General features: G+C 34.8%; 19 protein-coding genes. 2 read left to right on the top strand and 17 right to left on the bottom strand.

The features are described from left to right. Window positions 1-47: 47 nt before the first annotated feature. The 7 genes from ACODS7_RS11000 to ACODS7_RS10970 all read right to left on the bottom strand — a co-directional run bounded on the left by ACODS7_RS11000 (window position 48) and on the right by ACODS7_RS10970 (window position 7,423). Window positions 48-1,001, bottom strand: a complete 954-nt coding sequence (locus tag ACODS7_RS11000; protein WP_016082023.1) for a branched-chain amino acid ABC transporter permease — start codon at window positions 999-1,001, stop codon at window positions 48-50. Between the two features lie 49 nt (window positions 1,002-1,050). Then, entirely contained in the window at window positions 1,051-1,911 is an 861-nt protein-coding gene (locus ACODS7_RS10995) for a branched-chain amino acid ABC transporter permease (RefSeq protein WP_000382788.1), read from the bottom strand. 21 nt (window positions 1,912-1,932) lie between these two features. Continuing rightward, window positions 1,933-2,634, bottom strand: coding sequence for an ABC transporter ATP-binding protein (locus tag ACODS7_RS10990; protein ID WP_088115742.1), 702 nt, complete (start codon window positions 2,632-2,634; stop codon window positions 1,933-1,935). Further along, window positions 2,612-3,385 (bottom strand): ABC transporter ATP-binding protein, encoded by a 774-nt coding sequence (locus tag ACODS7_RS10985; RefSeq protein WP_029442018.1) that lies wholly within the window; start codon window positions 3,383-3,385, stop codon window positions 2,612-2,614. The genes ACODS7_RS10990 and ACODS7_RS10985 overlap by 23 nt, the downstream gene beginning before the upstream one ends. Before the next feature lie 91 nt (window positions 3,386-3,476). Further along, window positions 3,477-4,694, bottom strand: coding sequence for a substrate-binding domain-containing protein (locus tag ACODS7_RS10980; protein ID WP_029442017.1), 1,218 nt, complete (start codon window positions 4,692-4,694; stop codon window positions 3,477-3,479). A gap of 262 nt (window positions 4,695-4,956) precedes the next feature. Further along, the gene (locus ACODS7_RS10975) at window positions 4,957-5,880 is read right to left on the bottom strand and encodes a CobW family GTP-binding protein (protein ID WP_029442016.1); all 924 of its coding nucleotides are present in this window, start codon (window positions 5,878-5,880) and stop codon (window positions 4,957-4,959) included. A 106-nt stretch (window positions 5,881-5,986) separates the two neighbouring features. Next, window positions 5,987-7,423 carry a flavin monoamine oxidase family protein gene (locus tag ACODS7_RS10970; protein ID WP_016082028.1) on the bottom strand — a complete coding sequence of 479 codons (1,437 nt, stop codon included), beginning with the start codon at window positions 7,421-7,423 and terminating at the stop codon, window positions 5,987-5,989. A 201-nt stretch (window positions 7,424-7,624) separates the two neighbouring features. Between ACODS7_RS10970 and ACODS7_RS10965 the strand changes: the two genes are divergently transcribed. Further along, the gene (locus tag ACODS7_RS10965; protein WP_000715327.1) at window positions 7,625-8,569 is read left to right on the top strand and encodes an L-lactate dehydrogenase; all 945 of its coding nucleotides are present in this window, start codon (window positions 7,625-7,627) and stop codon (window positions 8,567-8,569) included. Window positions 8,570-8,658: 89 nt separating this feature from the next. On the opposite strand, the gene ACODS7_RS10960 is transcribed toward ACODS7_RS10965, so the two are convergent. The 7 genes from ACODS7_RS10960 to ACODS7_RS10930 all read right to left on the bottom strand — a co-directional run bounded on the left by ACODS7_RS10960 (window position 8,659) and on the right by ACODS7_RS10930 (window position 14,639). Next, window positions 8,659-9,672 (bottom strand): AI-2E family transporter, encoded by a 1,014-nt coding sequence (locus tag ACODS7_RS10960; RefSeq protein ID WP_016082029.1) that lies wholly within the window; start codon window positions 9,670-9,672, stop codon window positions 8,659-8,661. Between the two features lie 182 nt (window positions 9,673-9,854). After that, the gene (locus ACODS7_RS10955; RefSeq protein ID WP_098138257.1) at window positions 9,855-11,465 is read right to left on the bottom strand and encodes an amidase family protein; all 1,611 of its coding nucleotides are present in this window, start codon (window positions 11,463-11,465) and stop codon (window positions 9,855-9,857) included. Between the two features lie 111 nt (window positions 11,466-11,576). After that, window positions 11,577-11,708, bottom strand: coding sequence for a hypothetical protein (locus ACODS7_RS10950; RefSeq protein WP_000997344.1), 132 nt, complete (start codon window positions 11,706-11,708; stop codon window positions 11,577-11,579). 126 nt (window positions 11,709-11,834) lie between these two features. Then, window positions 11,835-12,437, bottom strand: a complete 603-nt coding sequence (locus tag ACODS7_RS10945; RefSeq protein ID WP_001277021.1) for a nitroreductase family protein — start codon at window positions 12,435-12,437, stop codon at window positions 11,835-11,837. Between the two features lie 57 nt (window positions 12,438-12,494). Next, on the bottom strand, window positions 12,495-13,145 hold the full coding sequence (locus tag ACODS7_RS10940; RefSeq protein ID WP_016082031.1) for a DsbA family oxidoreductase: 651 nt from the start codon (window positions 13,143-13,145) through the stop codon (window positions 12,495-12,497). A gap of 71 nt (window positions 13,146-13,216) precedes the next feature. Then, window positions 13,217-13,648 carry an Rrf2 family transcriptional regulator gene (locus ACODS7_RS10935; RefSeq protein ID WP_098630039.1) on the bottom strand — a complete coding sequence of 144 codons (432 nt, stop codon included), beginning with the start codon at window positions 13,646-13,648 and terminating at the stop codon, window positions 13,217-13,219. 121 nt (window positions 13,649-13,769) lie between these two features. Then, window positions 13,770-14,639 carry a LysR family transcriptional regulator gene (locus tag ACODS7_RS10930; RefSeq protein ID WP_016082033.1) on the bottom strand — a complete coding sequence of 290 codons (870 nt, stop codon included), beginning with the start codon at window positions 14,637-14,639 and terminating at the stop codon, window positions 13,770-13,772. 97 nt (window positions 14,640-14,736) lie between these two features. On the opposite strand from ACODS7_RS10930, the gene ACODS7_RS10925 reads away from it, so the two are divergent. Next, complete coding sequence (locus ACODS7_RS10925) at window positions 14,737-15,642, top strand: DMT family transporter (RefSeq protein WP_098630038.1); 906 nt, start codon at window positions 14,737-14,739, stop codon at window positions 15,640-15,642. A gap of 42 nt (window positions 15,643-15,684) precedes the next feature. Here ACODS7_RS10925 and ACODS7_RS10920 read toward each other — a convergent pair whose 3' ends face one another. The 3 genes from ACODS7_RS10920 to ACODS7_RS10910 all read right to left on the bottom strand — a co-directional run bounded on the left by ACODS7_RS10920 (window position 15,685) and on the right by ACODS7_RS10910 (window position 18,738). Next, window positions 15,685-16,305, bottom strand: coding sequence for a YcnI family copper-binding membrane protein (locus ACODS7_RS10920; protein ID WP_098630037.1), 621 nt, complete (start codon window positions 16,303-16,305; stop codon window positions 15,685-15,687). Window positions 16,306-16,339: 34 nt separating this feature from the next. Beyond that, window positions 16,340-17,989: a copper resistance CopC/CopD family protein gene (locus tag ACODS7_RS10915; RefSeq protein WP_105433881.1), complete on the bottom strand. Its 1,650-nt coding sequence runs from the start codon at window positions 17,987-17,989 to the stop codon at window positions 16,340-16,342. Window positions 17,990-18,318: 329 nt separating this feature from the next. Next, complete coding sequence (locus ACODS7_RS10910; protein ID WP_000750855.1) at window positions 18,319-18,738, bottom strand: VOC family protein; 420 nt, start codon at window positions 18,736-18,738, stop codon at window positions 18,319-18,321. Window positions 18,739-18,806: the final 68 nt, after the last annotated feature.

Raw genomic sequence — 18,806 nt, 5'->3', positions numbered from 1 at the left:
TTAACGAATCTAAAAGAGGGATTTTTATTTTGAATACAATTGATTTTTCACACGTTTTGCTCCACTTCTGTACTTTTCTCCTTCTTATTCCTTTTAAAACCCTTCAATTTCTTAACCGTCCCAACCAATCCTTTCGGAAAAACAAGTAGCACGATAATATACAATAAACCTAGAATAATCGTCCATCTTTCAAAAATCGGATATTCCGTCGCTAGTTCTGATAAATAATATTTTAGTGATTCAATAATCCCAGATCCAGCAATAGCTCCAATTAACGTTCCGACCCCTCCAATCATCGTCATCAATAATGCATTTAATGTCATTTCAATTGAAAATACAGTCGTATTGACAAAGCGTAATGTAATAACAAATAAACCACCGCTAATTGCAGCTACTATTCCTGCCACTACACTTGCGATTATTTTATAATGGAGGACTTTATATCCAAGTGCTTCAACACGTTGTTCATTTTGTGAAATTGCTTTTAATACTTTCCCAATAGAAGACTTTGTAAAAAGACGTAATAGAATAAAAATGAAGAGTAAACATATAAGTGATACATAATAAAAAGTAAAACGATCACGGAATATTTCTGGTACCCCAAATGTAAAACCATCTCCTCCGTGAGTAAGCCCACGCCATTTTTCAGCAAGTACGAAAAACAACTGTGAAATAGCAAGTGTTAACATTGCATAAAAATGACTTTTCAACCGTAAAGAAAGCAAACCAATTATATAACTAACGATTGCTGAAACAATAATTGCAGCTACTATCCCTATTAAAAAATTCGTTATTGATACGCCTTGCCGATCAAATAAAAGCGCTACCCCATATGCTCCTATCCCAAAGAACATACAATGACCGAACGATACAATTCCTGTATATCCAAGCAATACATCAAAACTCATTGCAAAAATAGCAAAGATGAAGATTTGAGTGAACAAAATTAACAGGCTCCGTGAATCATTTACGAACGGAAATACACTTAAACAAATTAGCATACATACTCCGAAGTATACTTTAATTCGGTCCGATGTGTTGTTCACCATTTCACCCCTTTTCACCAACAAGCCCAGTTGGCTTTACTATTAAGAAAAATAGTAACATTAACATATTAATTGCAAGTGATAAATCTGGTATAAAATACGCTGTAAAAGCACCAGCTAATCCGACAATTAAAGAAGCAATAGCTGAACCTTGTACGCTTCCTAATCCTCCGATAATTACTACTATAAAAGCTAAAATTGCATACTGCATGCCCATCTCGGCGAAAATAACGCCCGAATACGGTGCTAATAAGAAACCTCCCAAAGCTGCCATCCCTGCTCCTAATAAAAAGACGAAAGAAAATATCGCTTTTACATTAATACCAAGCGCTTGAACCATTTCTTTATCCATTACACCTGCACGGATCATAAGACCTATCTTCGTCTTTTTGAGTAATAATAGTAGTGCAATGTAAATAATTATCCCAATCAAAATAACAAATAGACGATATTTAATTAATATAATACCTCCGGATGTAAAACTTCCTTGTAACCATAACGGTAATTTTGCACTAATAGGGTTTGGCCCCCAAAATATTTTAATACACTCACTAAGAACGAGCATTCCTCCAAGCGTAACGAGCAGCTGTCGAACATGATTTCCATATACTGGTCTAATAAGAAACCTTTCTAAAATAAATCCTAGGAACATTCCCATAGCTACTGCTCCAACTAAAGCTAATATATAACTTCCTGTCATATTAAATAACCAAACACCTGTAAATGCTCCCCACGCAAATAAACCACCGTGTGCAAAGTTTAAAACGCTCATTAGACCGAAAATAAGTGAAAGACCTGATGCTAACAAAAAAATGAGCATCCCTGTTGAAATCCCATTTACAAATAAATTTATTAACACATCCATCCTTTTCACCTCGGGTTCATGTTAAGAGATTCCTAAATATTTATGACACATTTCCTTATCCTTTTTTAATTCATTCATAAAACCGTTATGAACAATTCGTCCGTTATCCATAATGTAAAAATAATCGCCAATTTGACTAGCCATTATAAAATTTTGCTCAACAAGTAAAACTGTTGTTTTCTCTTTCATCTTCAAAATAGCTACCATTAATCTCTCCACCATTATCGGGGATAGCCCTTTGCTCGGCTCATCAATAAGTAATAATCCATCACTATTAATAAACGCTCTTGAAATAGCCAACATTTGCTTTTGCCCTCCGCTCAAGAGCCCACTTTTCTTATTCCAAAACTGCTTTAAATCCGGAAATAGTTCCAGCATCCACTCTATTTTCCCTTCTACTTCTTCACCTTTTCCCCTAGCAAGAGCGAACGTTTCTTCTACTGTCAAATCATGAAAAATACCTTGATTTTCTGGTACATACCCTATTCCTTTCCTTGAAATTAAATGTGTAGCTAATCCACTTACTTTTGCACTATCATAATAAATTTCACCATCTGCAATCCGGTGAAACCCCATAACTGAACGTAATGTCGTTGTTTTCCCTGCCCCGTTTCTACCAAACAGTACAGTAATCGTCCCTTTCTCAACAGCAAGAGATACTCCTTGCAAAATATGAAACTGATCTAAATACGTCTCTATATTATTCACTTGTAATAGTGCCACTATATAATCCCCCTAAATAAGCACTTTGCACACGCTCATCTTTCATAATTTCTTCTGGCAATCCTTCAGCTAATAACTCTCCATGAAATAAAACGATAAGATGATCTGACAAACCTAATATCATATCCATTTTGTGTTCAATAAGTACAATTGTGCTCTCTGGATGTTTCTTAATATTTTCAATCACTTGTAATATAGCAGGTACTTCCTCAACCGAAATACCTGCCGTCGGCTCATCAAGTAATAACACATCCGTTTTTAAAGCTAATAACATCGCAAGTTCTAGCTTTCTTTTCTCTCCATGTGCTAAATCTTTCGCTAATACGTTCTCTTTCTCGTGAAGTAATACTGTTTTTAAGAAACGTCTCGCCTCTCCAACTTGTTGCTTTAATTTTGCTAGACTCGGGAAAAAACTATAGTAATCTTGTACGAATGATTGAACACTTAAACGGACATTTTCAAGTACCGTTAATTCGGGGAATATGTTTGTAAGTTGAAAAGAGCGACCGATTCCTAAGCGTGTTCGATCTGAAATCGATAGTTTTGTAATATCTTGCCCTTTAAAATACACTTCACCTGTTGTGGGTGAAATCTGGCCACTTAGTAAATTAAACAATGTTGTCTTCCCTGCACCGTTTGGCCCGATAATAGAAATGAGCTTTCCTTTTTGGACAGTTAAATTCACATCTTTAATAACATGATGTTCACCAAAAGATACGCTAAGATTTTTCGTCTCTAGCAAATGTGTCACGAAATCCCTCCCTTTAAAGCCGTGAGTTTGAAAGAAATACATATAAAGAGGGTCCCCCCTCTTTATATAATAAAACAACAGAAAATTCAGTCTATTTATTTTGAACTGGTGGTTCTGTTTCTTTCATCGTTAATTCTCGCTCTAACACCGGCACCGGATAATCAACACCATCTTGCTTTTTCAATGTGATAGAATACAGCGTCTGCATCGCTTGGTGGTCCTTCTCTCTAAACTTCATCTTTCCTTTCGGTGTATCAAATTCCATTCCTTCCATTTTCTTAATCAAGGTATCTACATCTGTATCACCTTTTGTTTTCTTTAAGGCTTCTACAATAGAAATTGCTGCTGACATTCCTCCCGCTGTAAACAAATCTGGTACTGCACCATTAAAACGTTTTTTATGCTCTTCAACTAGCCAATCATTCACTTTATTTTTTGGAAGTGTGTGATAATATACAGAAAAACCTTGCATACCTACTAATGCATCCATTGTTTTTAATGCTGGTATATCTGGCGCACCTGTAGAAATTTTAATACCTTGCGCTTCCACATTCATATCTTTCAACTGTTTCCAAGGTGAATTTGCCCCTGCCCAAACGATAAATAAATAATCTGGTTTTGAACTAATGATATTTTGAATATTCGCTGTAAAATCTGTTGAATTTGTATCCGCGTATTGCTCATTTACAATGTTCGCACCTAATTTTTTCGCACCCGCTTTAAATGCAGCAATCCCTTCACGACCAAAAGCGTTATCTGGGGCAAATGTCGCAATCTTTACATCTTTTTTCGCAATTGCTGCTGCTCCTGCAATCGCATCTTGTGAGGAACTTCTTCCAGTTCTAAAAATATATTTATTCCAGTTCTTCCCGGTAATACTATCCGCAACTGCCGGTTCTACAACCATAATCTTTTCATATTCTTCAGCCAGTGGTAAAACCGCTAACGTATCACTTGAACTAGACGATCCAACTAAAAAATCAACTTTCTCTTCTTCTAATAACTTCGTAGCTTTTTTAACTGCTACATCCGCTTTCGTTTCTGTATCTTCTACAACAAACTTAATCTTTTTCCCATCTACTTTCCCAGTTCCACCAGTTGCATAGTCTAACCCTAATTCAAATCCGTTCACTGTTTGTTTTCCATACGATTCTAATGGACCTGTTAATGAGGCAAGAACCCCTACTTTAATCGTTCTTTCATCCTCTGTACTTGTTTTCTTCCCTGAACAAGCTGCCGTTATTAATAATGAACCTAGAACACAACCAGTAAACATCGTCTTTAGCCACTTACGTTTTTTCATCGACATTGTGATCCTCCCCATACTTTACTTTCTGATAGAATCAAACACGCCAAAATCCCCTGTCCGTAATCATGACTAACTAATTCGATAGATAATGGAAAACTCTTGTAGTACCCTCTACATTCGGCACAAATATATAATCACCTTCCTATGTAATGGAAACGGACATACAATCAATATATATTCTGCAATCCAATTGAAAATACTGTTTCATTTCAGTAATGACCATACAAAAAGACTAACTTATTTTTAAGTTAGTCTTTTCCCCTTAATTAGAGTTAAGTTCTACTTTCTCTAACCCTTCAGCCAATTGTTTCTTATCTAGTCCTTCTCCTATTACTACTAAGTTTGTCGGGAAACCGAAGTCTTGTTCTAGTAAAGTCGGTACTCCGAAAGAATATTGGAATAGGTGAGGGTATTTATCTCCATGGAATTTCACAAAACCTTTCACTCGATAAATACTATCTGGTAAATTCGAAAGCCATTCATATAATTTGTCTTGATCGATCGGTTTCGTAAATTGATACGTCATCGTTTGTATATGTAAATGCTGTTTGACATGTAGTGTCTCATGTTCCTCATCATTTGTAAATTCTGCTTCTTCTATATCTTGTAAAGATATATTACAATACTTCGTCTCATATATTTTCGCATGATCATTTATTGCCTTTACTTCTTCAAGTACTGTGTTCTTATCTTCATCTGTTAGTAAATCTGCTTTATTAACAAGAATATGACTACCAAATTTCAGTTGCTCATGCAATAGCTGTTGTACATTTGCACTTAATATACTTCGGTTTAACCACCTTACTGCATCTAAAACGACTACAATTGATTTCACTTCCAGGAAAGGAGCTAAAATTGGTGAGACACACGCGTCTAACACTTCAATTGGATGCGCAACACCTGTCGTTTCTATATAAATTACATCTGGTCTTTCTTGTTGGTATAACGAATGTAATTGTATTTCAAGCTCTTCTTTTAACGTACAACAAATACAGCCTTTAAGAAGTTCTCTTAAAACATTCTCTTTTCCAATAATATCTGTATCTACCGAGTATTCACCAATTTCATTCATTAATACTGCAACTTTTCTATTCTTCTTTTTCTCTGCTAACAATAAATTTTGTAATAATGTTGATTTTCCACTACCTAAAAAACCACCTAATATATGAATCTCCACTTTATTCATTCAACCGACCATCCATTTCTTTACTTCAAATGTATTCAAAGCGTAATAATTACGATTTATATTTATCATTTTATTAAAAGAATGACCATTTGTAAATATAAGAGATTCACTGTTCATTTACTTCATATGCAACTCTAACTCCAGACTCAATTGCTCCTTGCATCCATCCATGTGTTAATGTCGTATGCTCACCAGCAAAATGGACTTTCCCTGCCGGTGATGTCATATATGGGAATAACTCTAGCTCTTGCCCTGGTTCAAAAGCTGTAAATGCTCCACAAGAATACGGATTCTTACTCCAACTAAATGATGTACCAGTAACAAATTCACTATAAACTACATTTCCATATATTTGTGCTAGATTATTTAATGCATACCGCACACGTTCCCCATTAGGTAAACTATCCCAAGTTAAAGCCTCATCCGCCCACGTATAACTAGCCAACATAACAGCCGGTCCCGGCGTATGAATGCCATAACTCGGATAATATGTAAATCTTATAGGCAAATCAGTAATAGACTTACCTCCGCACTGCCCTTCTCTTTCCCAAAATCTACTTCGAAATTGTATTGCAATTTTAGTCGCAGCGATATAATTTAATTCGCGGATTGCGCGTCTTTTAAAATAAGAAAATAAGTGATACGGCTGGATTTCTACGAATCGTAACGCGGAAAATGGAATGGTGACAATCGCACTGTCACCTGTAATTATAAACCGCTTTAACGTTTCTCCGTTGTTTACTTGCATCATTACTTTATTATCTTCTTGTATGATTTTATCAACCTTATATGGCATTAAAATATGTTCCCTTAATTGTGGTAAGAATGCATTCGATAACTTATCCATTCCACCAGTTATTTCATAATATTTCGTTGTTGAAGTAAAGAAAATCATTTCACGTAATACTTCAATTAAGGACATTCCCATATAAGCTTCCATATCAAGAAGTACCCCGATCATATCTATTGCACCATCTGAATAATACTCTGTTAAAAATGACCCAAGCGAGTATGTTTTATATTTTTTTTCTACGATAATCCAGTTTGTATTAGGATCTTTTTTAATAAAATTAAGTATGGGTTCTAATACCACTAACATTAATTCTTCTGCCGTTTTTCCTTTTTCATTCTCTAAAACTGGATATTTAAGTACACTCGGATCGTTTTCAAACACACTCAGTCTCGTTCTAATATTATTCGTATAAATGATATCTAAAGGAGTTTTATTAATAAAAAGATTTAACGGTAGTTTAAATTTACGAATGTAAGCTAAAGTTAACTTATGAGTTTCAGGAATCCTCATTGGTCCTGCATTAAAATATAAACCATCGCTAAACGATTCACGAATCGTATATATTCTCCCGCCTATTCGGTTATTCGCTTCTAAAATCGTTACTTTATGACCTGCTTCTTTTAATAACGATGCTGCAACTAACCCTGAAATTCCTGCACCAACAATAATAATCTGCTTTGGATTGTTCGTTTTAACGAGCCCCACATTAATAATATGAAGCATTCTTTCCATCGTTAATGGCTGCTCCATGTCCTTTTCCCCTTTTATAAAGGATTTTACTGAATTATATTCGGTTACCTTCATTCCTATGTTTTGGGCAAGGAATTACACGGATACATTTTCAAATACTTGAATATCTTTTATAAAATGTAATAAACTAGATATGACTCTATAGAAGTAAGACGTATTATCTTACATAATAAAATCAATGAAATTGCGAGGAATTTTGAAATGAAAAAAGGTATTAACCGTGTTGTATTAGTAGGAACAGGAGCAGTTGGATGTAGTTATGCTTACTGCATGATTAACCAAGCCGTAGCTGAAGAATTTGTTTTAGTCGATGTAAATGAGGCAAAAGCTGAAGGGGAAGCAATGGATTTAAGTCATGCTGTTCCATTCGCACCAGCTCCAACTAGAGTATGGAAAGGCAGCTACGAAGATTGTAAAGATGCTGACCTTGTAGTTATTACAGCTGGATTACCACAAAAGCCAGGCGAAACACGTTTAGATTTAGTTGAGAAAAACGCTAAAATCTTTAAACAAATCGTTCGCAGTATTATGGATAGCGGATTTGATGGCATCTTCTTAATCGCAACAAACCCTGTAGATATTTTAACTTACGTAACTTGGAAAGAATCTGGTTTACCGAAAGAACGTGTAATTGGTTCTGGTACAACACTTGATTCTGCTCGTTTCCGCTATATGTTAGGTGAGTACTTCAATATTGGCCCACACAACATTCACGCTTATATTATCGGAGAACACGGCGATACTGAACTTCCAGTTTGGAGTCATGTTTCCGTTGGTATCCAAAAACTACAAACACTGCTTGAAAAAGACAACACGTATAATCAAGAAGATTTAGACAAAATTTTCATAAACGTCCGTGATGCAGCTTACCATATTATTGAGCGTAAAGGCGCAACTTATTATGGTATCGGTATGTCACTTCTACGTGTTACAAAAGCAATTTTAAACGATGAAAATAGTGTATTAACTGTATCAGCTTACTTAGAAGGTCAATATGGTCAAAAAGATGTTTACATCGGGGTACCTGCTGTTTTAAATCGCGGCGGTGTTCGTGAAATTTTAGAAGTTGAACTAAGTGAAGAAGAAGAATTAAAATTCGATCACTCTGTTCAAGTATTGAAAGAAACAATGGCTCCAGTTCTTTAATTAAGATAAAAAAGCAATCCAATTTATTTTGGATTGCTTTTTTTATTTTCATTATCCCCTATGACTTTTTAATGATTTTCTATCATTTCTTATTTTCCAGTCGTATCCTCATTATTTATATCAAACACATCTAATAAAAAAATAAAGATTGGTATGCCGATAATAAGCCCCCATATTCCGAGGAAATGCTCTGAGAAGATGAGAATCATAAATGTATAAAAGATTGGTAAATTTGTTTTTGCAGACATAAACTTCGGATTTAAAAAATAACTTTCAAGAGCATGGATGACTGTTATGAACACGATTATGTATACTACGTACATAACCCCGCCTACGTTGTAAGCAATGATACAAAGTGGAAACAAAGAAATAATCACACCTGCAACAGGAATCAACCCTAGTAAGAAAATCATAACAGCTAATACGAGTAGCTGTGGAAATCCTAAAACGATTAATGCAATGACAGTAAGAATACAATTTACAACGGCAATTAAAAACTGAGCTTCAATTACTTTACCGAACGATCTTGCAAATCTTTCACCAAAATATGCAATTTCCTCATAAAAGATCTTTAGCTTACTGTCTTTAAACTTAGATGTAAATGTAATAATACGCTCTTTTTCTAATAAGAAAAATAAGCTTAAAATTAGAGATAATAATATTTGTAAACTTACCTTCCCTATATTTGCTATTGATTGATATATGACATCTACACCTTGTTCTATATATTTTGATACTTCCATCCCATTAATTGTCGAAAGTGCATATTTAACGATTTCATTATCAGGTGGATTTTGAAAAAACAGTTTAAATTGATAAATTAATTGTGAAATTTGTATCGTCAGCACAGGTAAATATTTATATAATGTTGTGCCTATAAAGGAAACTAGTATTATATACAAACATGCAATAACAATTTTCCGGTTTACTTTCAATTTTCTTGAAATAAAACGTTGAAATCGATCCATTAAAAACGTCAGTATAAACGTAATTAATATTAAATTGATCATACTTTTTAATGCATATAATACAAGCGCTACTATTATTAAAACGAGAAACCGTTGAAACCCTCTACTTCGAAAAAAACTCTTTACTTCATTCATTAAGAATTAACCTCCCCCTTCAATGGATGGAAATTGAATATATTACATTTTATGAACTCCTATAGACAATCTTTCTTACTAATTGAGAAGAATCCTTTTTTTCTTTTCATATTGTTAGATTCGTTTAACTGAGATCCACCAACATATTTCGGTGGATCTCAGTTATTTTTCATATAATCTTTTTATAAACTAGGTGATTTTCTATTTTTAGACTGCTGTTCATACGCATATCCAATATTGAAAAGCTCTTTTTCACCAAACTGTTTCCCTACAAACACTACACCGATTGGTTCTCTATTTTTATCATATCCAGCAGGAACCGCTAATTCCGGATAACCAGCTACAGCTGATAGAAGAACTTCATCGTTATTAATCATAACTAGAGCATCCAAACCTTTTTCTACTAAATACCTATCTAGCTCTTTTTTTGCATTTTCTTGACTCGTTTGCACTACGTTTTCGAACTCTTCTTTCGTTATAGCAGATTTTTCAGACCCCTCAATTAATGTTTGTCCGTATTTTATTCGTCTTTTACTATCCTTTTTATTAAACGCTATAATCTCTTCTAACGATTTTACCGGTACATTTTTTTGCTGTGAAAAATAGTCGTTTACATTATGCTTGAACTCATATTCTAATGTTTGCAAATTATCTACACCCTCAGCACTTAACTGGATATTATCAGTTAATATCGCACCTGCATCTTGAAGGTCTTTTCTAATTTTTTCTGCTACTGCTTTTCTATTTTCATCTTGTTGGTCTATAGAAAAAAGAAGCCCTATCTTTTTCCCTTTTAATCCATCTATTGATAAATCCTTTGTATAATCAATCCTTTCTTTATCTTTCATTTTTTCTGTCATAACATCTTTTTCGTCATAACCTATCATTGCATTAAATAACGTTGCTGCATCTTTTACTGTTCTTGCCATAGGTCCTGCTGTATCAAGAGTTTCAGCTAATGGAATAATTCCTGTTCTACTTACCATACCTAAAGATGGACGTAACCCAACTACTGATTGCTGCGTTGCAGGTGCAACAATCGATCCCGTCGTTTCTGTTCCGATTGCAAGCGGTGCAAAATCTGCCGCAACTACTGTAGCAGATCCTGAACTTGATCCTGAAGTATCGAATGTAATCGGACCGTACGGATTTAAATTTTGTCCTTTCTTCCCACTATATCCACTTGGCATTGTAAAAGATAAATAGTTCGCCCACTCAGACATATTCGCTTTTCCTAAAACAAATGCTCCTTCTTCTTTCAACTGCTTCACAATTGTTGCGTCTTGATCTGCAATCCAATCTTTTAATACATAAGTTCCTGCACTAGTCGGCATCACTTTTTCCGTCTGTACATTATCTTTTACAACGACAGGAATACCATATAAATTCGAATTTTTGTTTCTACCCCGCTCTTGATCTAACTTTCTTGCTTCTTCCATCGCATTAGGATTTATCTCTGTAACAGAATTTAATGTTATTCCATTTTGATCATGTTCTTGTATTCTAAAGAGATAAATACTCGTTAATTCTTCATATGACAACTTTCCATCATCAATCATTTTTTGAAGCTCATCTACAGTCGCATTTACGACTTCTTTTTCTTTTATCTTTACATTTTCTATATTGATTCCTTTAAGCTGATTATGTATCGGTTGTAGCACTCTTTCTTTTTCATATACAATACGCTCTGGTTCCTTTGGAAAATAATTTTTATACACGTAATATCCGCCGGCACATGCTAATAAGACAATGCCTCCAGCGATAGACAGCGTTACCTTTACCCATTTCTTCATGTTGTTTCCTCCACTCTATAAGGTGCTTCTTTATACGAAAAAGAGAGTTACCTTTTACTTAACTCTCTCCAATCAAAATGCTAAATGAAAAAATGAAAGATTTCAATCTAATTACTTCTTTTTTTGCATTTGCTTCGCTAACATTTCTTTCACTTGATTATACGTTAACCCTGAATTTTTATTTAAACGCTTTACTTCCTCAACATCAGTACCTACCACTGTATATTTTTTCTCATCATTCATTTTTCTAATTCCCTTCTCACCGGATTATTTCTTATATTTCTTCCCTAAATGCGTATAAATTAACACCACTACAAAAAAGGAAGCTGTTTTTAAGCACAGCTTCCTTCTCGTTACATATTGTATTTCTTAATAAAATTTCACTACATCTTCAGTAGGCAAGAACGTTCTTTCTGCTGGTTGTTCGTTTGGTTCACCAAATGGCATTTGACCTACTAAGCTCCACTCTGCCGGAATGTTCCAAGTTTCTTTCACTTCAGCATCTACGATTGGATTGTAATGTTGTAATGACGCCCCAATTCCTTCAGCAGATAATAGCATCCACACAGTGTGTTGTAACATCGCATTTCCTTGATGAGACCAGAATGGGAACTGATCTTTATATAATGGTGCATTTTCTTGCATTTTTTCTACAGTTGCTTGATCTTCAAAGAATAGAACTGTTCCTACACCTGCATGGAAGCCTTTTAGTCTTTCTACAGTCGCTTCAAAGTTTTCTGCTGGTACGCGAGCTCTTAGTGTTTCTTTAACAATATCCCAAAACTTTTCATGCTCTCCATCCATTAATACAACCATACGACCACTTTGCATATTGAAAGATGTTGGTGCGTGTAAAGCTGTTTTTAACACTTCTTCAATTCTTTCTTTCGTAATTGCATCGTTTTTTGTTACTTTACGAATTGAACGGCGGTTCACAATTGCTTCTTTTAAGTTTGTTGTAGTTGCTGACATTTTAATTCCTCCAAATGTTTGTTGTATAATTTATTTTGTTATTTCATAACAAGCGAATTAGCAATATCCATCGGTATTACATTGCATACCTTCAAATGAATTTGTTTTATCCTTTTCAATTTCTTTATCAATGACCCTTTCTAGTGTTTCTTTACTAGCAAGCCCTTGAATGACTTCATCTCCAATCATGACAGTTGGAACAGCCATAATATTCGCTTCATCATATGCGTGCTGAATTGCTTCTTGATGTTTTTCTTTATATTTACGAGTTACTAAAGCATCTTTAAATTCTGCTTCAGGAAGTCCTACTTCTACCGCTAATGTTGTTAACACATCAATATCTTCAATGTTTTGCTCTTCTTGGAAAAATGCTGTGAATACGCGGTGATGATACTCATTACCTAGTCCACGTTCTTTCGCAAATTGACATCCTTCGAAAGCTAAATGCGTATATGGATGTGGTGAAACACGTGGCAAGCGCATATCAATTCCTAATTTCTTCGCTGTCGGAAGAATGAAAGCATCCCATGAACCTAATTTTTCTGGCTCATTCCATGGATCAATTTTTGAATATGGACTTGGACGTAATTCAAATGGCATCCATTCAATCTCTACATCTTTCTCTTTCGCTACCTCATCTAGTGGACCTTTTGCTAAAAAACAAAACGGACATATAAAATCTGAGTATACTTTCATTTTTACAGTCATAATTTTTACACCTTACCTTCATCGTTGTAATTGAATCGGTTACATTAATGGTAAAAAAATATAAATATTATTTAAGCATTCATTTTTTCTTGCAAAGTTTCAAACAATTGCCCCATCGTAATAGTTCTCAAAACTTCTTCCATCGCGGATTGCGCTTGAATTAAAATAATTTCTAACACCGCTTGAATATTCGCCCCAATTGGACAATCTGGATTTGGTTGCTCGTGAATGTGAAATAGCTTGTCTTCTTCTACTACATTCACTGCATGATACACATCTAACAATGTGATTTCATGTAAATCTTTTAGTAATCCCGCGCCACCTGGTCCACGATTTACATAAACAAAGCCAGCTTGTTTCAAATACGACATAATTTTACGAATGACTACTGGATTTGTATTCACACTCTCAGCCATATAGTCTGAAGTGCATAGTGAAGATGGATTGTTTTTTAAAATAGATAAAATATGAGCAGCTATAGAAAAGCGGCTACTAATTTTCATCGTAATCACCACCTTGATGTAATCATTATAGTTACAACAAAAAGATAAGTCAATCCTTTTCATAGATTTTTTTATAAGTAAATTAAAAAGTGTCCCATTATAATATATGAGACACCCCTTTTTATTCTGCAAATAGCGCTTGAAATTCTTCAATAAATAGCTGCACAGCGATTGAAGAATCCTTTAATGAAGGAACAGCTAAAGCAATTTCTCTCCATACTTGTGGTTCCAATTCTCTCGTTTGCACATTTTTTGGTAAATTTGTTAAAGATAATTCAGCTAATATTGCAATGCCTAATCCTTCTTGAATCATATTTAAAGCTGTAGTAACTGTCGAAATTACATACTCAGCCCGAAGTGGTACGTTTGCTTGTTTAAACATGTCAATAATAGGTGGTTCGTATCCGCCCTTACATAATATGATTGGTTCATTCTCTAAATCACTAATGGTAATAGAGTCCTTCTTACAGAGAGGATGATCCTCTCTTAAGATAGCAACCATTTTCCCCTTCGTTAATGGAACAATCTCCATATCTTTATTAGGCAAAATAACAATTCCTATATCAATAACCCTCGATACTAACCAATCTTCAACTTCTTTAATCGTTCCTTCACAAAGAACTACTTCTAAGTTCGGATACTTCTCCTTAAAAAGGTTTATCATTTTGGGTAAGAAATGTGCAGAGGCACTCGGAAAACTACCAATTCGAATCGTCCCAACTTCGTGTCCTTTCTCCATCGCAACTTCTTGTTCAATCTTCTCTACACCGTTCAAAATCTCTCTAATATGTACAAGAATCCTGTTTCCTACATCCGTAATGAGGAGCCCTTTTCGTTTATCACGTATAAGAATAGTAACGCCTAACTCTGACTCAATACTTGAAATCGCATGACTAACAGCTGGCTGCGTCATATTTAATACCCTGGCGGCCTTCGTAAAACTACCTAACTCAACAGTTTTTATTAATACTTGCAGTTGTGTAATAGTCATAACTAATCACTTATACTCCTTATAAAAAAGATTCATTTTATTTATTACATTCGATATCATATCATAGTGAAATGAATAACAACAAGGAGGTCTTACCGTGACACAGCTTTCTCGAACTAAGACGGCCATAATCCTTACCTTTCTCGTTTTCATGTGGGGAATCAATTGGCCTTTATCTAAGTTTGCCCTGCATTATACACCACCCGTTTTATTTGCAGGCGTTCGAACTTTAATTGGAGGATTCATTTTACTCCTTTTCGCTCTACCCAAATATAAAGAATTACATTTAAAAGAAACGTGGCATTTATACGTTATTTCTTCTTTACTTAACATCATTATATTTTACGGGTTACAAACTGTTGGTCTTCAATATATGCCTGCTGGGTTATTTTCCGCCATTGTATTTCTACAACCAGTTTTACTCGGTATTTTCTCGTGGATATGGCTTGAAGAATCAATGTACGGCTTGAAAATTTTCGGGCTTGTTCTCGGATTTATTGGTGTAGGTGTTATTAGCTCTAGCAGTTTAACAGGACATATTTCTATTATTGGAATCCTTCTCGCGTTAGGATGCGCTATTGGCTGGGCACTTGGCACAGTATTTATTAAGAAGACTGGTCACCGTGTTAATGCCATTTGGATGGTAACACTTCAGCTTATTATTGGTGGCCTTTGCTTAATCGGATTTGGTTCAGAGTTTGAAAGCTGGTCTAGTATCGCTTGGAGTATACCATTTGTTAGTGTACTACTCTTTATTTCATTCTTTGTTATTGCAATGGGGTGGCTTGCATACTTCACACTCGTTGGAGCTGGTGAAGCGAGTAAAGTAGGGGCTTATACATTCCTTATTCCCCTTATCGCTATTATTGTAAGTTCAATCTTCTTACATGAAGCCATTACAATGAGCTTATTTATTGGCCTATTATTTATTGTTGTGAGCATTTGTTTTGTAAATATAAAGCCGAAAACACTTGCTGTAAGGCAGCGGGTTGAAGTGAAATAAACGTAAGAAAGAGCCTACTGTTTGTAGGCTCTTTCTTACGTCTTACTTTTTACGACGTACTACAAAAACACACGCACTTACCGACGCTACAATCGCCAAAATAGATAAAATAATTGCTATCAATTGCATATTACTAGCACCTTCATTCTTTTCTACACTAGACACTTCACCATGTTCTCCTGTTAATGACGTACCTTTTGCAATTGTAGTAAGTGAATGCGGTTTTTCAGCTTTTTCATCACCTGTCCATTCAACAATTTCTCCGTCTTTATATTGTTGATATGCATCCCAAGCTATTTTTTGCTCTTTATCCGGATTTTTAGCGACGAAAGTAAATCGCTGGAACTGGCCCGTTAAAATCCCTTCTCCTGTCGCTTCCCATACTACAGTTTTAACTTTTCCGGCTGTATCTTTTTGCTCCTCAATTTTCCATCCTGGCACTGGTTCATACTGCTGGAACTCTACTCCAGACGGTATTTTCAGTGTAACTTTTGTCGTTGCTACATTTTTTTCAACTGGTACTTTTATCGTATAAGTCTCCCAAGAACCAATGTCAGAAGTTGCTGGTTTTACAGTGACGTGCGCACTAACAGGTAACGAAAAAATCCCCATTGCAATAATTGTTGCGATCATTGTTGTTCCTAATTTTTTTATACGTTTCATTTTCTATTAGCTCCTTTTCATACATAGCTTCTTTTTATCTGCCACCGACAATAAATTTAAAATCTGTATCGAAACTATCAAGAGATTTTGTTAATCCATGAACATGTATATTCCAGTTTCCTGTCATGTTAATATACATACCTTCTGCTTCATATTCTCCCGGTGAAACTACCGAAACTTTAAATGAACCTTTTCCCATGTTCATATCTAATGATTGAGTCGTCAATATCATTTGTTCCATATCAGTAATAGGCTGTCCCTTTTCATCCTTTAGTGTAATATGGAATTTATTTTGTCCTACCTTATTCGGACTTACATTTAGCGTAAGTTCATATCCATTATCTAATTGCTTACTCTCTGTAAAAGGTCCAGTAGGAGGCATCGGTGGTGTTTGTACGTTTGTCATAAAAGCTACGATTACGAAAATGATACTTCCAATGACAAACTCTACTTTCACCGTAGCTCCTAATCCTTGCTGCGCTCGCATTCTCCCTTTCACATAATGAATAATTCCCAATATCCCCATGAAAATGAATAAAAGTATCTTTGTTAATAAAGCCAATCCATACTTCGTATCAAATAACGAGTGGATTGTTGGAATAAAAAATGTACTGTTAAAAAGGCCTGTTATTAAAATCACGATGACAGCACCTGTTGCCCACGGTGAAAAACGCTTAATCATATCCCAATACATATGCCACTTGTTATCCTCTTTACGTAAAAGAAGAATAATAGATGATAAACCACCAACCCATAATGAAGCTGCGAATAAATGTAGAAAATCCATAACGACAGCAATCTCTTTAAACTTTAAACCATATGCGTGACTATTAAATGCTTTCATAACAAGTAACCCTATAAATAATAGTATTGGAATACTCCATACTTTAAACGACGAAAACTTCTCATACTTCACCGCAAAATACGTAACAATTATAAGCGTACTAATGAGAACCATTTGAGTGATCCATATATAACCAAAAACAGAAAGCTGTAATGTTTCTTTTAATAGTAAAGGGTTGAATGCTTCTAGCCACAAAACATCAGCATTTATTTTTGCTTGCAATGGTAGGTTGAATAACAAGCTAATAAATATCCCAAATAAGGAGATCCATATTATGTTCTTACTCCTTGATCGAACCGAGGTTGCATTCCCTTTATACATAATAAGATTAAAGAAGAGAACTCCTAAAAATAGCGAGAAACTCGTATATAGAATCCCCCGTTCCATAATCATATCGATTTGCGGGACATACCCCATCTCTTCCACTTGTACATCGTCTGCTCCCGCTTCCGCTAATCCAATACGGAATGGAATAACCCCTTGAATTGGATGTCCATCAGCTGAAATAGCTTTCCACTGAATGGAGTAAAGACCATTTTTGAGATTGTCTTTTAATCCAGCTTCTAATAGCTTTTTATTTTTTTTATCAATATGAGCATCTTTTAAATCGACTCTTTTACCTGATGTATCTCTCACGTACAATGTATTAAAACTTGAAACTTGTATGTCCTCATCGAATTCGATTTTTACAACAGATGGTGCTTTCTTCAATGTTTCATTTTCAGTAGGGTTTGATTTCACAACGTACGCATGAGCAAATGCACTTTGCGGTATCAATATGATAAGCACACACACAAGTAATAGCCATATCCCTAATCTTCTCATTACTTTCACACTCATTTCACTTCTCTCTTCCTCATTGCTCTATTTTCATTACTTTAACTTCCAAAGTTTGATTCTCCGTAGAAATATTAACCTGATTAAATATAAATTTCTATAAAGTATAACTCTTTATTTCTCTTCCACCTCTAAACTTCCAATATAATAGTAACTATTATGATAGATACAACTTACATTTTTAAAGCCGATTGTTATTATATCATAAAATATATTTATGTAAGTTATTAAAGAAGAAAAGTTATCGTGAATCATTTGTGAAGAAAATGTGAAATACATAAATAAAAAGGTGTTACGTTATTACGTAACACCTTTTTAAAAATACCCTTCTTCTATTTCTCTTCCGGATAATCACAATACTCGATAATCGTTCCTTCTGTATCCGCTGGGTTAAGATAAATTAACCTTCTACCGTGCTTATTAATGCGCAGTGTATGCTCTAACGTTCGAATTCCTTGTTCTTTCAATTCCTCTAAAGCTACATCTAAATCATCTACTCGATACGCAACGTGATGTACACCTTTACCTTTTTGTTTTATAAATCGGGCAATTGGTGAAGTGGTGTTATTTGTCGGCGCAAGTAATTCAATTCTATCTCCATCCACTTCAAGAATGGCTACTTCGCTTTCTACACCTGGTGCCTCACTTACGTAACGATCTATTAATTCTCCTGATAGAACCTGTTCATAAAAACGTATAGTACTATCTATATCACGAACTGCGATTCCGATATGATCAATTGTTTTTTTCATTTTATTTCCCCTACTATATAAGTTCCGTTTAATGTTTTAACATCGATAAAAGTGTCTATACTGCTTAT

Source organism: Bacillus sp. FG16 (genome assembly GCF_057809515.1).
This window is presented reverse-complemented; position numbering and strand designations above follow the sequence as displayed.

What these genes read in the sequence shown, in the direction of transcription:
- ACODS7_RS11000 (WP_016082023.1), bottom strand. Translation starts at nt 1,001, where the DNA reads ATGCTAATTTGTTTAAGTGTATTTCCGTTCGTAAATGATTCACGGAGC.
- ACODS7_RS10995 (WP_000382788.1), bottom strand. Translation starts at nt 1,911, where the DNA reads ATGGATGTGTTAATAAATTTATTTGTAAATGGGATTTCAACAGGGATG.
- ACODS7_RS10980 (WP_029442017.1), bottom strand. Translation starts at nt 4,694, where the DNA reads ATGTCGATGAAAAAACGTAAGTGGCTAAAGACGATGTTTACTGGTTGT.
- ACODS7_RS10975 (WP_029442016.1), bottom strand. Translation starts at nt 5,880, where the DNA reads ATGAATAAAGTGGAGATTCATATATTAGGTGGTTTTTTAGGTAGTGGA.
- ACODS7_RS10970 (WP_016082028.1), bottom strand. Translation starts at nt 7,423, where the DNA reads ATGGAGCAGCCATTAACGATGGAAAGAATGCTTCATATTATTAATGTG.
- ACODS7_RS10965 (WP_000715327.1), top strand. Translation starts at nt 7,625, where the DNA reads ATGAAAAAAGGTATTAACCGTGTTGTATTAGTAGGAACAGGAGCAGTT.
- ACODS7_RS10960 (WP_016082029.1), bottom strand. Translation starts at nt 9,672, where the DNA reads ATGAATGAAGTAAAGAGTTTTTTTCGAAGTAGAGGGTTTCAACGGTTT.
- ACODS7_RS10955 (WP_098138257.1), bottom strand. Translation starts at nt 11,465, where the DNA reads ATGAAGAAATGGGTAAAGGTAACGCTGTCTATCGCTGGAGGCATTGTC.
- ACODS7_RS10950 (WP_000997344.1), bottom strand. Translation starts at nt 11,708, where the DNA reads ATGAATGATGAGAAAAAATATACAGTGGTAGGTACTGATGTTGAGGAA.
- ACODS7_RS10945 (WP_001277021.1), bottom strand. Translation starts at nt 12,437, where the DNA reads ATGTCAGCAACTACAACAAACTTAAAAGAAGCAATTGTGAACCGCCGT.
- ACODS7_RS10940 (WP_016082031.1), bottom strand. Translation starts at nt 13,145, where the DNA reads ATGACTGTAAAAATGAAAGTATACTCAGATTTTATATGTCCGTTTTGT.
- ACODS7_RS10935 (WP_098630039.1), bottom strand. Translation starts at nt 13,648, where the DNA reads ATGAAAATTAGTAGCCGCTTTTCTATAGCTGCTCATATTTTATCTATT.
- ACODS7_RS10930 (WP_016082033.1), bottom strand. Translation starts at nt 14,639, where the DNA reads ATGACTATTACACAACTGCAAGTATTAATAAAAACTGTTGAGTTAGGT.
- ACODS7_RS10920 (WP_098630037.1), bottom strand. Translation starts at nt 16,305, where the DNA reads ATGAAACGTATAAAAAAATTAGGAACAACAATGATCGCAACAATTATT.
- ACODS7_RS10915 (WP_105433881.1), bottom strand. Translation starts at nt 17,989, where the DNA reads ATGAGTGTGAAAGTAATGAGAAGATTAGGGATATGGCTATTACTTGTG.
- ACODS7_RS10910 (WP_000750855.1), bottom strand. Translation starts at nt 18,738, where the DNA reads ATGAAAAAAACAATTGATCATATCGGAATCGCAGTTCGTGATATAGAT.